A 13850-nucleotide genomic window follows, 5' to 3' on the forward strand; every position below is an offset into this window, starting at 1 on the left:
CACGACGCATGCCAATAAGTCGCAAGGTCGCGCGCGCCAATTAAGCATTTGAAAATATTGACGGAATATTGTTCTTGCGGATTCCGTTGCGGTTTTCCGGGCAAAGCTGGCGAGAGCATTCGATCACTTTTCGACGTTCTGTTCGATTGAATCGAACACTTCGGCGGTTGTTTCGGCAGCAACAGCGAACGCGTGTCGTAAAAATTTACAACTCCGTTACATTTTCCCCGAATCGATAACCACGAATCCTGAAAAATCAGGCCTTTGAAGCTCATTGGCATAACTCGTGCTGCGGCTCCGGTGCCGGACGGAGAGGAAGGCGATGCCGGGAGGTTCTTCAGGTGCTGCCCACATTCACGCGCCCACGGCCGGAAAAAGGGAAAGCAGCCGGCGGCGGACATAAGAACGATTCCGCCGAATCGATCGGCGAGTGGGGTATCAAAGCCGGCTTGCTCCCAGTGACAGGTTTTCAACGACAGGCAGCGCAGTCAATCGGCAAAGGGGGCATGAAATGCCAAACGCAAAAATCGAAGAGGTGGAAGGCATCGGCGCGGTGACAGCGGAAAAATTTCGTGGCGCCGGCATCGGAAGTGCGGCGTCGCTACTGGCGCATTGTCGTACGCCGCAGCAGCGGAAAGAACTGGCTGAAAAAACGAAAATTCCTGAAGATCAGATTCTGAAATTCGCCAACATGGCGGATCTGTTCCGGATCAAAGGGGTGGGATCGGAGTATTCCGAGCTCCTCGAAGCGGCCGGTGTGGATACCGTGCCGGAGCTGTCGCGACGAAACGTCGCCAATCTCACCGAGGCGATGCAGGCGGCAAACGAAAAAATGAAGCTCACTCGACGGATGCCGGCTCAGACCGAGGTCGCAAGATGGGTGGAAGAGGCCAAGACGCTGCCTCGCATGCTCGAATACTGACGCGCGGTTTGTGCGGCGTCGCTCAGACGTGTCGTTTTGCGCGGGCCCGTGGCACGCTCGGACCTACCAGGATCGTGCCGAAGCGCGCGAGGTAGATCACGAACGCGGCGCTCCATAGCAGCGCCGCGAGCGCGACCGCCCACGCTCCCAAGTCATGGACCGTCACGGCGAGCCGCGCCAGGGCTGCAGCGAACACGAGCACGCCGGCGACGCGCATCGCGTTCGGCAGCGCGAGCGGGCGGCCGGTGTGGCGCAGGCTCACGCGCACCATCAGGCCGACCATCATCATGCCGAGGCTGCCGACGGTGAAGGCGTGCAGCCACGCGGCTTCCGGGACGACGCCGGCCAGTTCCGCGGCGGCTTTCAGCGCGAACGCGAAGATCAGCCACGCGAAGCCGAGGTGCATGACGAGGACGAGCGGCACGTCGGCGACGCGCCAGCCCTGCCAGCGCGCGACACGCCAAGCGTGGATCGACGCGCAGGCGAAGGCCGCGGCACCGGTCCAGTGCGCCGGCGCCGCGGCCAGATCGAGCACGGCGAGCACGACGACGACGACGACTGCCGCGGCCTCGAGCCCGGCGCGGAACGGCGCCTGGTCGCCGCGGCCTTTCTCGCGCAGCGCGTTGCCGGTGAAAATCGGCGTGAGGAGGCCGCCTTTGAGCACGTACAGCACGATCACCGCATAGACGCCGGCGCGCAGGCCGAGGCCGGCCAGGGTCGGGTCGGCGGCGGCGATTCCGGCGTGATAGGCGAGGTTGGCGCCGAAGAACGCGGCGAGGATCGGCAGCAGCAGCAGGTAGAGCGGGTTCGCCGCGCGCCACAGTTGCGGCGCGAGCATGATGAACAGCGCGGCGAAAAGCAGGCTGTCGACGACGGTGACCGACAGCGGCGGCAGCCACGGCGTCGCCCAGCACGCGAGCCGGCCGGCGAGCCACAGCGCGACCAGCAGCGCGAGCCGGCCGCCGCGGATTTCCGGTGTGCCGGCCCAGCTCGGCAACGCGGTCAGCACGATGCCGGTGATGATCGCGGCGGCGAAACCGAAGAGCATTTCGTGGCCGTGCCACAGCGCGAGCGGTGTCGCGGCCGAAACCGGCACACCCCACGCGCCGAGGTACGCGCCCGCCCAGACGGCCATCAGCAGCGGCGCATAGAGCGCGCCGAGCAGGTAGAACGGCCGAAAGGCGCTCGCCCACACGGGGGCCGACAGGGACGGGAATGGCGGCGGGGACATCGGCGGAGCGCGAAATTCATCGAGGGGCTTCATTCTATTCGCCCCCGGGCGGCGCAGCGTGCGCAACGGATATGACGGGTGCGGCCGCGGAGACCGGTCCGCTCCGCCTCAGGCCGCGACATGACCCGGGCGGCGGGTTTCTTGCGGGGGCGTGAAAGGCCCGCGGAGAAGGCCTGCGAGTTGGGCGTCGAGTGCGTGGCCTTCCTCGTCGGCGAGCGCGGCGTCGCGCAGCCGGTGCAGCGTCGCGGCGGCATCGGCCCGGCCGAGCAACTGGTCGGCGGCTTCCATCAGTCGGGCGAAGCGTTTGTCGCCGCGGTCGTGCGTGCCGCTGTAACCCTTGATCAGCCGGCGGCACTCGAGCACTTCGACGGCAAGCGCGTAGTCGGCGGCGGCGATGCGGGTCGCGCGTGCGAGCCAGTCGCGCAGGTGCGCGGTCTCGACCTGATGGCGCAACGTGCCGCGGCGAAACTGCCGCATGCCGGCCGCGCAGTACAGCGCGAGGAACCCCGTCAGCGTGCCACTGCGCACGCGACGGCCTTTCTCGACATGGCGGCGGAAGAAATCGCCAAACGCTTTGGAGCGCTCGAGCCGGCGCCCGAGGCCTGCCGGCAACACGCCGCAGATTTCCTCGAAGCGCGGGTGCATGAATTCAGTCGTGTAGAGGAGCTGGTCGGGTTTCGCGCCGACTTCGTCACGCACGCGCGCAAAACGGCTGCCGCGCGTCTTGAGGTCGGCGACGCGGATCACATCGTCGTAGCTCATCGCGACCGCGACGTATCGGGCTGCGGCGCGCGTCAGCGCCCAGTCGTGCGCGCCGCCGCCGCTGCGCTCGTCGAGCTCGCGCAGGGTCTGCAGCGTGCGCAGGTATTCGGCCGCGTAGGCGATGTCCTGAAAGTCGATCAGGCGGCGCAGGCCGGCGACGAGCATCGGCTGCGTGCCTGCCGGAAAGTCGCGTTTCACGGCGTCGAGCAGCGCCTGCGCGTGCGGGCTGGCTGCGCGCTCCGGCACCTCGGGGGGCGGGCGTGACGTGTCGATCGGCGCAAAGTCCGCGGGCGCCTGCGCGGCTGCCTCGAAGCCGAGCGCGAACGCGCGCAGGCTCGCCTCGACGCCCACGCCGCCATCGCGGATCGTCTCCTCGAACATTTCGCGCGCGAACGGCAGCACTTTGGCGCCGGCGATCGCGCCGAACAGGCTCGCCGAGATCACGCTGCCGGCGCGCTCGGCCATCTGCTGCAGATCGAAGCACAGCAGCCGCTTCGCCGCCGCGCGCCCGGCGTCGATGACCTTGTTCGGATCGGCGATGCCGTTGCCCGGGGCGGATTTCTCGGCGACCGCGTAGCTGCGGTGCGTCGAGGTGATCAGCGTCGTGCGCTCCGGCGTCACGAGCCCGCGCTGCATCGCGCGCCCGGCTTCCATCAATTCGGCGGCGACGACGAGATCGACGTCGCCGGGCGTCGGCATCATCGCGAGCACCGGCGGCCGGCCGGCCGCGTGCGCCGCCGACTCGGGCAGCAGCTCGAGGTAATAGACGGTCGCGCCGGTCCGCTGCGCGACGCCCGGCACCGAGCTCGTCTGCGCCCACCAGCCGGCGCGCTCGGCCATCTCGACGATCCAGTCGGCGAGCACGCCGCCGCCCTGGCCGCCCATCGCGAGGATCGCGATCCTGATCGGCGTGCCGGGATGAAATGTGATGCGCTTCGTCATGGTTTCCTCATAGCGCGGAGCCGGCGAGACGCGCGGCGCGACGGCGTTGCAGGAAGCCGATCACCGCGCCCCGCACGCGCGAGAGCAGGCGGTCGCGCCGCGTCGGGTTGTGGAGGAGGTCGGCGCGGTAGAACGACGGGCACAGTACCGCCGCGTCGGCGACTTCGCCGCAGTTGCCGCAGCCGACGCAACTCGCGTCCACGTACGCGACCGGATCTTCCTTCAGGGGGTCGCCGCTGTCCTTGAGCGTCAGCGACGGGCAGCCCGACAGGCGGATGCACGCGTGGTCGCCGCTGCAGACATCCGCATCGACGCCGAAGCGCTCCTTGATGACCCGCTCGCCGGCCTTCACCGCTTTGTTGAAGATCGGCTTCACCCGGCGCTGCTTGTTCAGCATGCATTCGGACTGGGCGATGATGACTTTCGGGCCGGGCTCCGGCGTCGTCAGCGCCTCTTCGAGCGTGTCGCGCAGCCGTGCGACGTCGTAAGTGCGGTCGATGACCCGCAGCCACTTGACGCCGACGCCGCGCACCGCGGCCTCGATCGGGTTGTTCGTCGCGCGGTCGGGATTGTCCGCGCGCGACGACAGGATGTCCTGGCCGCCGGTCGCCGACGCGTAGAAGTTGTCGACGATGACGATGACGCCATCGTATTTGTTGAACACCGCGTTGCCGATCCCGGACGCGAGCCCGTTGTGCCAGAAGCCGCCGTCGCCCATCACCGAGATCGCGCGCCTGCCGCCCTTCACGTTGAACGCCGCGCTCGACGCTGCGCCGAGGCCGTAGCCCATCGTCGTCGCACCGAGGTTGAACGGCGGCAGGATCGAGAACAGGTGGCAGCCGATGTCGCACGAGATGTGATGTTCGCCGAGGTCGGCCTCGACGAGCTTCATCGCGGCGAAGATCGGGCGCTCCGGGCAGCCAGTGCAAAAACCCGCCGGGCGCGCCGGCACGACCGAGGCGAGCGCCGTGACTTTCGGGTGAAAGCGCAGCGGCACGGCAGCCGGCGGCGGGGCCGAGGGGGCAGGGCGGAGGCGGGCAGGGCGGGGGCCAGGGCGTGCGCGTGCGCGGCGAGGAACGCTGCGATGCCGTCGCGCATCACTTCGGTCGTGTATTCGCCGGCCATTGGCAGCACGTCCTTGCCGGCGAGCACGGTCGCACAGCCTGCGCGGCGCAGGATCGCGTGCAGGTTCTGCTCGATGAAATCCGGCTGGCCTTCCTCGAGCAGCAGCACAGCACGCCTGGATTCGCAGAATTCGAGCACTTCGTCGTCGATGACCGGATACGTCACGTTCATGACGTACAGCGGGAGGCGCGTGTTGCCGAACGAATCGGCGAGCCCGAGGAGCTGCAGCGCGCGGAGCGCGCCGTTGTAGAGGCCGCCTTGCAGGATCAGGCCGATATCCGAAAAATCGCCGTCGAAGAACTCGTTGAGCTTGCGTTCGCGGATGAACTTCACTGCTGCCGGCCAGCGCTCGCGGACTTTCTCGTGCTCGTGCGCGAACGACGCCGGCGGCAGCACGATGCGACCGACATCGCGCTTCGGGTTTTCCAGCGCCTCGGCGAGCGTGAAAGCGGGGCGGCGGTTTTCGCGCGTGATGAAGCGCCCGTGCACGTGGCACGAGCGCACGCGCATCTGGAGCATCACCGGCGTGTTGCTCGCTTCCGACAGCTCGAAGCCGTCCTCGACCGCCTTGACGATCGATTCGAGGTTCGGGCGCGGGTCGAGCAGCCACATCTGCGACTTCATCGCGAACGCGTGCGAGCGCTCCTGCATGATCGACGAGCCTTCGCCGTAGTCTTCGCCGATGATGACGAGCGTGCCGCCGGTGACGCCGCCCGACGCGAGGTTCGCCAGCGCGTCGGACGCGACGTTCGTGCCGACCGTGGATTTCCACGTCACCGCGCCGCGAATCGGGTACATCACCGACGCCGCGAGCGTCGCTGCCGCAGTCGCTTCGGACGCGCTCGCCTCGAAATGCACGCCGAGCTCGTCGAGGATGTCTTTCGCGTCGGCGAGCACGTCCATCAGGTGCGAGATCGGCGAACCCTGGTAGCCGGCGACGTAGCCGACTCCCGACTGCAGCAGCGCTTTCGTCACCGCGAGGATGCCTTCGCCGCGGAACTCCTCGCCCGCAGGGATGCGCAGCTGCCCGACTTCCTTCTTGAACGAACGCTCAGCCATGGTTCGAGACTCGGTTCACCGCTTCAGCGGCCGCTGCCGAACAGCTCGCGAAGTTTCGCGACGTGCTGCGGGCTCGCCTGCTCGATGCCTTTCCAGCCGGCCTCGTACGCCCGGCTGCGGAACTGCGCGGCCTGTTCGGCCGGAATCGGGAGGGTCTCGATGTTTGCCGCAGCCTGCCGCGCCTTCTCCGCGTCGGCCGCGGCAAGATCGTCGACGTTGTGCGATTCGACCCAGGCGACCTGTTTTTCGAGGAACGCGCGCTGCGCGTCGTCGAGCTTTTTCCAGCTGTTCTGGTTCATGTAGAAACCGACTTCGACGTTGTAGAAGCCGGGCTCGATGCGGTATTTGGTCTTTTCCTGCCAGCCCAGATCGAAGATCCCGACCGACGGCCAGCCGTAGCCGTCGACGACGCCGCGCTCGAGTGCGGTGAACACTTCGCCCGGCGGCACCTGCAGCGGCGTAGCACCCAGCGACTGGAAGAACGCGCGATACACGGGCACGCTGCGCAGCTTCAAGCCCGAAAAATCGCCGCCGCTGACTTTCTTGTTCGCGTAGATGTGGTATTGCAGCCCGTCGGAGACGCGCGCGAGCCATACCATGTTGCCTTTTTCGCGGTGGATGCGGTCGAGCAGCGCATGACCGCCGTTCGCGCGCAGCTCGGCGATCGGTTTTTCGGCGAGCGAGCCGGCGATCGCTTCGGGCACCAGCGTCGCGTGGAACACGCCGGTGGTGTTGGCGAAGTCGACGACGCCGGCGCGCACGGCGTTGCCGACTTCGAGCGGCGGGATCGATTCGGGCCCGCCGACGACCTGGATCTTCACGAGGCCCTTGCCTTCGCGGTTGACCTTCTCGACGAAAGTCTTGAAGCGTTGGTTGAAGAACGTGTCCTGGCCGAAGGCGCTGACCGCCTTGAGCGTGATTTCCGCGGCGTGCGCGCCGCTGCCGAGCAGTGCGATCAGGGCGCCGATCGCGAGTTTGCGGGTCCTGGAACTCATCTTGTCGTTCTCCCTAAGAGGTGGGGGGCGGAAAAAGTGCGGGTCAGTGCATCAGCCGCGGCAGGCCGACTGCGAGCCACGGCAGGGCGACGATGAGGCCGAGCACGGCGACCTCGATCAGCACGAACGGCGTCGCGGCAGCGTAGATCTGGCGCAGTTGGATCGGCGGCGGCGCGACCGACTGCATCACCATCAGCAAGAGGCCGAACGGCGGCGTCAGCAGCCCGAGTTCCATCGACACCAGCATCATCACGCCGAGCCATACCGGGTCGATGCCGGCAGCGTTCGCGAGCGGCATGAAGAACGGCAGCGTGATCATCATCATGCTGATCTGGTCGATCACGCAGCCAAGCACGAGCAGGATCAGCAGCATGCCGAGCACGAGCATCAGCGGCGAGAGCTGCAGTTCGCTGACGACGCCGAGCAGGCCGCTGGTCGCGCCGGAAAAGCTCAGCAGCTGCGCGAACGTCGTGGAGGCGACGAGCACGAACAGGATCACGACCGACACCCGCGCGGTTTCGACCAGCGACTTGTGCAGCGCGCGCAGCGTCAGCGCGCGGTAGCAGATCGTCGCGATCACCGACGCGACCGCGCCGATCGCGGCCGACTCGGTCGGCGAGGCCCAGCCGGCGAGCATGCTGCCGACGACCACGGCGAAGATCGAGAACAGCGGCAGCACGTCGCGCACGAACGGCTTCCAGCGCGCCCATGCGCCTGCGACCGGAGCGGCTTCGTCGATCGGTGCGAGCTGCGGATCGAGGCGGCAGCGGATGATCACATAGAGGAGAAAGCAGGCGGCCATCAGCAGCCCGGGCAGGATGCCCCCGATCAGCAGCTGCGCGATCGAAATGCCGGCGAGGCTGCCGAGCATCACGGCGAGCGCCGACGGCGGGATCAGCATCGCGATGCCGCCGACGGCCATGATCGGGCCCATCGCCAGCGTCGGGTGATAGCCGCGCTTCAACATCTCGGGCAGCATCACGCCGCCCATCATCGCGGTGTTCGCGATCGTCGACCCGGACAGCGCGGCGAACGTCGTGCCGCCGAGCACCGACACGACCGACAGGCGCCCGGGCAGGCGCGCGATCAGCCGCTCGATCGCCTCGATCGCGCGGAACGCGAGTCCGGTGTGGAACAGCACTTCGCCCATCAGCACGAACAGCGGGATCGGCGTCAGCGAGAAGCTGGTGATCGAACCGACCGAGTTGCGCACGAGCTGGCCGAGTCCCGCCTCGCCGCCGAGAAAGATCCACGCGCCGACGAGGTTCACGCCGAGGAACGTGAACGCGACCGGAACGCCGACCGCCATCAGCCCGAACATCAGGCCGAGCATCAGCAGCAGTGCCCAGTACCATTCCATGTCAGCCGCCTCCGGCGCCAGGCAGCGCGCGGGCGAAGCGGCGCGCGAACTCGATCGCGAGCAGCGTGCACGCGAAGATCATCGGGAGGTTCAGCCACCACTCGGGAATCACCAGCACCTTGAACACGACGCTGCCTTGCGCGGCGGCGTCGCGGGCGACGGCGAGGGCCTGCCACGCGAGCACCGCGCAGATGACGAAGCACAGCAGGTCCGTCGCGAGTTCGAGGCGCCGGCGCATCGGCGCCGAAACCTCGCGGACGAGGACGTCGACGCGGATGTGGTCGCCGAGATAGAGCAGCCACGGCGCCGCGACGAAAGTCGCGACCATCAGGATGTACTCGGTCATCTCGGTGCTCCACGCGATCGAACCGCCGCCGACGTTGCGCAGGACGACGTCGGCGCACACCAGCAGCGCCATCGCGCCGAGCAGCAGCGCGGCGACGAGGCCGCAGGCGTTCATCAGGTGATGGTAATAGCGGTAGCGGAGCGAGCCGAACGAAACGGCCTGCACGGCCGTTGCTTCCTGCAATGCCATGTTGAGCTCCCTTGGCGGTGCGGAAGCAAATTATTGGCACATCCCACGATTCCTGCACTCCCCGTGAAGGGGGGGCGAGCGGTCGCCGATGGCGACCCGGTGCGTGCGGGGACCGGCGGGCATTGCGATTGCTGCCGCGCCCTTGCTTCCGGCCAGGGGAAAAAATGGACAAGAAAGTCGTTGTCGTCACCGGCGCCTCGGCCGGCATCGGGCGGGCAACCGCAATGGAGTTCGCGCGGCACGGCTGGCGCGTCGCGCTGCTCGCACGCAGCCCCGAAGGCCTCGAAGGTGCGTGCCGCGATGTTGCGGAGGCCGGCGGCGAGGCGCTCGCCGTGCCGACCGACGTCGCCGACCACGCGCAAGTGGATGCCGCGGCGGCGCGCGTCGAGCGCGAGTGGGGGCGCATCGACGTGTGGGTGAACAACGCGATGGCGACAGTCTTCTGCGATTTCCTGCACACCCGCCCGGAAGACTTCACCCGTTCGACGCACGTCACCTACCTCGGCTCGGTGTGGGGCACGCTCGCAGCGCTCAGGCACATGAAGCCGCGCGACTCGGGCACGATCGTGCAAGTCGGCTCGGCGCTCGCGTATCGCTCGATTCCGCTGCAATCGGCCTACTGCGGCGCCAAGAGCGCGACGCGCGGCTTCATCGATTCGCTGCGCAGCGAGTTGATCCACGACAAGAGCCGCGTCCACGTCACGATGGTGCAGTTGTCCGCGTTCAATACGCCCCAGTTCGACTGGGCGCGCAACTGCATGGGCAAGCGCCCGCAGCCGCTCGGCACGATTTTCCAGCCGGAGATCGCCGCGCGCGGCATCTACTGGGCGGGGACGCATCGGCGCCGTGAATTGTGGGTCGGGTTGCCGGCAGCCCAAGCGATCCTCGGCACGCGGCTCGTGCCGGGCTTTCTCGACCGGCGCCTGGCTTTCCAGGCTTACGAGGGGCAGCTCACCGATCATGCCGATCCGGCCGGACGTCCCGACAACCTGCACGAGCCGCTGCCCGGCGACCGCGGCGCGCACGGACGCTTCGACGACCGCGCGACGTCGTCCGCTCCGGCGCTGTGGTGGGCAACCCACCGCTGGGCGATGGTCGCGCTCGGGCTCGCGGTGCTCGGGACGATCGGGACGCTGTTCGGCGTCTGGTCGTGAGATGCCTCACGCCCGCGCTGCACGGAACGCCGTTTGCTCGTCCCAGCCTACGACCACCAAATCCAAGGAGGCAGCCATGCTTCTCAGGGCGAAGGGCGAATTGTTCGATCGGCATCTCGTTGCGACGGACGGCAGGATCGGCGCGGTGCGCGACGTGTATCTGGACGACGCGCGCTGGGTCGTACGCTACCTCGAAGTCGAGGCGGGCGACGAGGGCATCGGCGGACGCAAAGTGCTGATCTCGCCGTCCTCGATCCGGCGTGACGCGGGCAGCGACCGGGAGATCGCAGTCGCGCTGACCCGCGAGCAGGTGCGCAACAGCCCCGGGGCGGACCAGGACATGCCGGTGTCACGGCAGTTCGAGGAAGCGCACGCGCGCTACTACGGCTACCCGTTCTACTGGGACGGGCCTTACCTGTGGGGCTCGTCGCCGCACCCGGTCAGCGGCGAACCGTCGGTGACCCTGACGCCGCGCGGTGAAGCCGCCGGTGAGCGCGTGCGCGAGCTGAAGGAAGCCGAGCAGCGCGCGCGCGAGTCGCATCTGCGCAGCAGCGAGGAGGTGATCGGCTACCGCCTCGTCGCGACCGACGGACCGGCCGGGCACATCGAGGACTTCCTCATCGACGACAGCGACTGGCGCATCACGGACATCGTCATCGACACGCGCACCTGGCTGCCGAGCGACCACCTGCGGCTGCCGACCAGCGCCGTCGCGAAAGTCGATTGGGCGACGCGCGAAGTGCGCCTGAATATTGCGCGCGCCGAGGTCGAGAAGGCAGCGAAAGCGTAGACGTTCTGCGGGGGTGGAGCGCGGGCCGGCCGGCCTGCTCCGGCCGCCGCCCGGCAAGAAGTACAGCGCCTTGAAAGAACTTCACTGCCCGCTTCCGGCCGTCCCTGCGCCTGTTGCGGCATCGCTGGCCGAGACGCGCCAGACAACATTGCCGACGTCGTCCGCAACGAGCAGCGCGCCGCGGCTGTCTATCGCGACGCCGACCGGACGGCCCTGCGCCTCGCCGTCGTCATTGACGAAGCCGGTCAGCACGTCGATCGGCTCGCCGGATGGAGCGCCATTGGAGAACGGGACGAAGACCACTTTGTAGCCGCTCGGCGGTCGCCGGTTCCACGAGCCGTGCAGGCCGATGAAGGCGCCGTCGCGGAACGGCGGCGGCAGCGCGCTTTTTTCGCCGAACACGAGCCCGAGGGCCGCACTGTGCGGCACCAGCGCGTAGTCCGGTTTGATCGCGCGGGCGACGAGTTCGGGGCGCGCCGGTTTGACCCGCTCGTCCACGTGTGCGCCGAAGTAGCTGTAAGGCCAGCCGTAGAAGCCGCCGTCGGCAACCGACGTCAGGAAGTCCGGCACGAGATCGCTGCCGAGTTCGTCGCGCTCGTTGACGACCGTCCACAGCTTGCCGGTCTGCGGCTCCCAGTCGAGGCCGTTCGGGTTGCGCAGGCCGCTCGCAAAAATGCGGTGCGCGCCGGTCGCCGGGTCGACTTCCCAGATCGCCGCGCGGCCGGATTCGGCGTCGATGCCGTGCTCGGCGACGTTGCTGTTCGAGCCGACCGTCACGTAGAGCCGCGTGCCGTGGGGGCTGGCGATGACGTTCTTCGTCCAGTGGTGGTTGCGGGGTCCGCCCGGCAGCGCGACGACCGGGACGCCGGCGGCGGCGATCTGCGTGTCGCCGTCGCGGTACGGAAAGCGCACCAGCGCGTCGGTGTTCGCGACATACAGGTCGCTGCCGACGAGCGTCATGCCGAACGGCGAGTTGAGCCCTTCGAGAAACGCGAACCGCCCTTCGGCGACGCCATCGCCATCGGCATCGCGCAAGAGGGTGATGCGGTTCGCGCTCGGCACTGCCGCGCCGGCGCGCTTCATCACCTGCGCCATGACCCAGCCTTTGATGCCCTGCCGGTCTTTCGGTCGCGGCGGCGCGTTGGTCTCGGCAACCAGCACGTCGCCGTTGGGCAGCACGTACAGCCAGCGCGGGTGGTCGAGGTCGCCGGCAAAAGCCTGGACGCGCGTTCCTGGCGCGCCGACGGGCTGCGCACCCGACGGCCAGCCGACTGCCGGCGCGATATCGACTGTCGGGATCAGCGACTTCGCCGGTGGCGGCAGCACCGGGTCGGGGCCGAGGCTCGCGGAAGGGGGCAGCCGCGCAGTCTCGGTGCACGCGGCGAGGCTCAGCGAGCACAGCAGCGCCAGGAGCGCCGGGCGGCCGGGAGGACGGCCCAAGGGGGGCGCCGCTACCGGCCCGGCGCCGGGCACTGTTCCCTTTCGCCAGTCATGCCGGGCGCGGCGCGCCACCGTCGGCGTGATATCGGAATCTGTCATGGTCTCGTCTCCTCGCCCGGCTCGGGGCGAAGCTCATGCAAGCGGCGTGCCGCTCGAATCGGGCATGGGGCTTGCCAATCGGACACCATGGTGCGGCCCGGCGCGCGCGGCGAAAGGATGCTGAAGGAGCCGGCACCGCGAATGACGACACCGTGACCGCCGGACGGAGCGGTTTTCGCTGCAACCGGCGGACCGAAGGAGACCGCGATGTTCTATCGACTGACGAAGCTGCAGGGTTACCCGATCGATGCTGTCGACGGCACGATCGGCTGCGTCGAGGATGTGTACTTCGACGCCGAAGGATGGGGTGTGCGCTATTTTGTCGTCCGGTCCGGGGACTGGCTGCGCGAGCGCGACGTGCTGATCTCGCCGCGCGCGCTTCGCCGGGGAGCCCGGAGTGGCGAGGCAATTGCGACGAGCCTGACGCGCGAGCAGGTCGAAAAGAGCCCGCCCGTCGCCACCGGCCACCCCATCTCGAGACATTACGAAATGGCGCATGCCGCCCATTATCGCGACGACTTTCACTGGAACGACCCGCCCAGCCGGGCCGGCGGCTCGTTCGGCATGCTGCTCGGAACGGCGCAACTGCAGCCGGGGAACGAAGTGAGCCAGCTGGAAGCGATTGCCGAACGCGAGATCGAGGCCGCTGAACGTTCTCATCTGCGCAGTGGCGCGGAAGTGATCGCATACGACATCGAGGCGACCGATGGCACGATCGGCACCGTCGAAGACTTCCTCATCGACGACGAGGACTGGCGCGTCAGCTACCTGCTCGTCGACAAGCGCAACTGGGTGGGAAGCGGGCACGTCCTGATCCCCGTTGAAGCGGTGGATCGCATCGACTGGGGCGTGGGGCTGGTGCGGCTCACGATGACGCGGGACGAGGCTGCGCGCAGCGCGGGCTATCCGTGAGCGATCGACGTGTGGCGCAGTCGCCATGCCGTGCGGTTTTGCGTTGTGCCCTGCCCGTGACCCGGCGCTGTCGATCGACGCGCGCCCGCGACCGGGAGGGTAGGCGAGAGGTCGGCATATCAGGAGCCGCTGACTTTTTCGTCCCGCTCTTCGCGGATTTCCCGCATCAGGAAGTGATTGAGCCCGGTCCGGATCACCGCGACGGCGGCGAGCTTGCCGAGCTGCTCCCAGGTCGGCGCGATCGCCGTCGACAGGATGTCGGCCGCGAGTTGAAACTCGAGCGCCATCGCGAGATAGCGTGCGAAGCCGAGGCGCACGGCATTGAAGTCGTCGTGGCGGCGTTCGCGCCAGTGAGCCACCAGCCCTCGTAGCGCGACCGCGATGCCGACGGCGATGACGAGCGCGCCGAGTGTCTCGACGAAAAGCCGCAGCCACTCGACGCCCGTACGCACCCATTCTTCCGTCTGGCCGAACATCGGGGAGGCTTTCCTTTGCGCAGTGTCGCTCCGCGCTTGCAACCGCCA

Annotated in this window: 13 protein-coding genes; 4 read left to right on the forward strand and 9 right to left on the reverse strand. The window is 68.1% G+C overall.

Annotation, left to right across the window (positions count from 1 at the left end; all coding sequences use genetic code 11):
- Positions 1 to 511: 511 nt before the first annotated feature.
- Positions 512 to 922: a DUF4332 domain-containing protein gene (locus GO608_RS11250; protein ID WP_169200147.1), complete on the forward strand. Its 411-nt coding sequence runs from the start codon at positions 512 to 514 to the stop codon at positions 920 to 922.
- A gap of 22 nt (positions 923 to 944) precedes the next feature.
- Here GO608_RS11250 and GO608_RS11255 read toward each other — a convergent pair whose 3' ends face one another.
- The 7 genes from GO608_RS11255 to GO608_RS11285 form a co-directional block, all read right to left on the reverse strand.
- Positions 945 to 2186 carry an NnrS family protein gene (locus tag GO608_RS11255; protein ID WP_169200146.1) on the reverse strand — a complete coding sequence of 414 codons (1242 nt, stop codon included), beginning with the start codon at positions 2184 to 2186 and terminating at the stop codon, positions 945 to 947.
- A 75-nt stretch (positions 2187 to 2261) separates the two neighbouring features.
- Positions 2262 to 3857 carry an indolepyruvate oxidoreductase subunit beta family protein gene (locus tag GO608_RS11260; RefSeq protein ID WP_169200145.1) on the reverse strand — a complete coding sequence of 532 codons (1596 nt, stop codon included), beginning with the start codon at positions 3855 to 3857 and terminating at the stop codon, positions 2262 to 2264.
- A gap of 7 nt (positions 3858 to 3864) precedes the next feature.
- The gene (locus GO608_RS11265; protein ID WP_247003071.1) at positions 3865 to 4749 is read right to left on the reverse strand and encodes a thiamine pyrophosphate-dependent enzyme; all 885 of its coding nucleotides are present in this window, start codon (positions 4747 to 4749) and stop codon (positions 3865 to 3867) included.
- The gene (locus tag GO608_RS11270) at positions 4746 to 6041 is read right to left on the reverse strand and encodes a ferredoxin family protein (RefSeq protein WP_247003073.1); all 1296 of its coding nucleotides are present in this window, start codon (positions 6039 to 6041) and stop codon (positions 4746 to 4748) included. Before GO608_RS11270 ends, GO608_RS11265 begins: the two co-directional genes overlap by 4 nt.
- 23 nt (positions 6042 to 6064) lie before the next feature.
- Complete coding sequence (dctP, locus tag GO608_RS11275; RefSeq protein ID WP_169199719.1) at positions 6065 to 7036, reverse strand: TRAP transporter substrate-binding protein DctP; 972 nt, start codon at positions 7034 to 7036, stop codon at positions 6065 to 6067.
- Positions 7037 to 7079: 43 nt separating this feature from the next.
- Entirely contained in the window at positions 7080 to 8396 is a 1317-nt protein-coding gene (locus GO608_RS11280) for a TRAP transporter large permease (protein WP_169199718.1), read from the reverse strand.
- Between the two features lies 1 nt (position 8397).
- Entirely contained in the window at positions 8398 to 8931 is a 534-nt protein-coding gene (locus GO608_RS11285) for a TRAP transporter small permease (RefSeq protein WP_169199717.1), read from the reverse strand.
- A 164-nt stretch (positions 8932 to 9095) separates the two neighbouring features.
- Between GO608_RS11285 and GO608_RS11290 the strand changes: the two genes are divergently transcribed.
- Both GO608_RS11290 and GO608_RS11295 read left to right on the forward strand, forming a co-directional pair.
- Entirely contained in the window at positions 9096 to 10085 is a 990-nt protein-coding gene (locus GO608_RS11290) for an SDR family oxidoreductase (RefSeq protein WP_169199716.1), read from the forward strand.
- A gap of 76 nt (positions 10086 to 10161) precedes the next feature.
- Positions 10162 to 10875 carry a YlmC/YmxH family sporulation protein gene (locus tag GO608_RS11295; protein WP_169199715.1) on the forward strand — a complete coding sequence of 238 codons (714 nt, stop codon included), beginning with the start codon at positions 10162 to 10164 and terminating at the stop codon, positions 10873 to 10875.
- A gap of 81 nt (positions 10876 to 10956) precedes the next feature.
- On the opposite strand, the gene GO608_RS11300 is transcribed toward GO608_RS11295, so the two are convergent.
- Positions 10957 to 12414, reverse strand: coding sequence for a PQQ-dependent sugar dehydrogenase (locus GO608_RS11300; RefSeq protein ID WP_169199714.1), 1458 nt, complete (start codon positions 12412 to 12414; stop codon positions 10957 to 10959).
- Positions 12415 to 12621: 207 nt separating this feature from the next.
- Here GO608_RS11300 and GO608_RS11305 point away from each other — a divergent pair, with 207 nt between their 5' ends.
- Positions 12622 to 13326 (forward strand): PRC-barrel domain-containing protein, encoded by a 705-nt coding sequence (locus GO608_RS11305; RefSeq protein ID WP_169199713.1) that lies wholly within the window; start codon positions 12622 to 12624, stop codon positions 13324 to 13326.
- A gap of 119 nt (positions 13327 to 13445) precedes the next feature.
- Here the strand turns inward: GO608_RS11305 and GO608_RS11310 are convergent, their stop codons facing one another.
- Positions 13446 to 13802: a DUF1622 domain-containing protein gene (locus tag GO608_RS11310; RefSeq protein WP_169199712.1), complete on the reverse strand. Its 357-nt coding sequence runs from the start codon at positions 13800 to 13802 to the stop codon at positions 13446 to 13448.
- Positions 13803 to 13850 lie beyond the last annotated feature (48 nt).

The sequence above is a fragment of the Aromatoleum buckelii genome (assembly GCF_012910785.2).
Taxonomy (GTDB): Bacteria; Pseudomonadota; Gammaproteobacteria; order Burkholderiales; family Rhodocyclaceae; genus Aromatoleum; species Aromatoleum buckelii.

Excerpts from the sequence above, each read along its gene's own strand:
- GO608_RS11250 (WP_169200147.1), top strand. The coding sequence starts at position 512 with ATGCCAAACGCAAAAATCGAAGAGGTGGAAGGCATCGGCGCGGTGACA.
- GO608_RS11255 (WP_169200146.1), bottom strand. The coding sequence starts at position 2,186 with ATGAAGCCCCTCGATGAATTTCGCGCTCCGCCGATGTCCCCGCCGCCA.
- GO608_RS11260 (WP_169200145.1), bottom strand. The coding sequence starts at position 3,857 with ATGACGAAGCGCATCACATTTCATCCCGGCACGCCGATCAGGATCGCG.
- GO608_RS11265 (WP_247003071.1), bottom strand. The coding sequence starts at position 4,749 with ATGAAGCTCGTCGAGGCCGACCTCGGCGAACATCACATCTCGTGCGAC.
- GO608_RS11270 (WP_247003073.1), bottom strand. The coding sequence starts at position 6,041 with ATGGCTGAGCGTTCGTTCAAGAAGGAAGTCGGGCAGCTGCGCATCCCT.
- dctP (WP_169199719.1), bottom strand. The coding sequence starts at position 7,036 with ATGAGTTCCAGGACCCGCAAACTCGCGATCGGCGCCCTGATCGCACTG.
- GO608_RS11280 (WP_169199718.1), bottom strand. The coding sequence starts at position 8,396 with ATGGAATGGTACTGGGCACTGCTGCTGATGCTCGGCCTGATGTTCGGG.
- GO608_RS11285 (WP_169199717.1), bottom strand. The coding sequence starts at position 8,931 with ATGGCATTGCAGGAAGCAACGGCCGTGCAGGCCGTTTCGTTCGGCTCG.
- GO608_RS11290 (WP_169199716.1), top strand. The coding sequence starts at position 9,096 with ATGGACAAGAAAGTCGTTGTCGTCACCGGCGCCTCGGCCGGCATCGGG.
- GO608_RS11295 (WP_169199715.1), top strand. The coding sequence starts at position 10,162 with ATGCTTCTCAGGGCGAAGGGCGAATTGTTCGATCGGCATCTCGTTGCG.
- GO608_RS11300 (WP_169199714.1), bottom strand. The coding sequence starts at position 12,414 with ATGACAGATTCCGATATCACGCCGACGGTGGCGCGCCGCGCCCGGCAT.
- GO608_RS11305 (WP_169199713.1), top strand. The coding sequence starts at position 12,622 with ATGTTCTATCGACTGACGAAGCTGCAGGGTTACCCGATCGATGCTGTC.
- GO608_RS11310 (WP_169199712.1), bottom strand. The coding sequence starts at position 13,802 with ATGTTCGGCCAGACGGAAGAATGGGTGCGTACGGGCGTCGAGTGGCTG.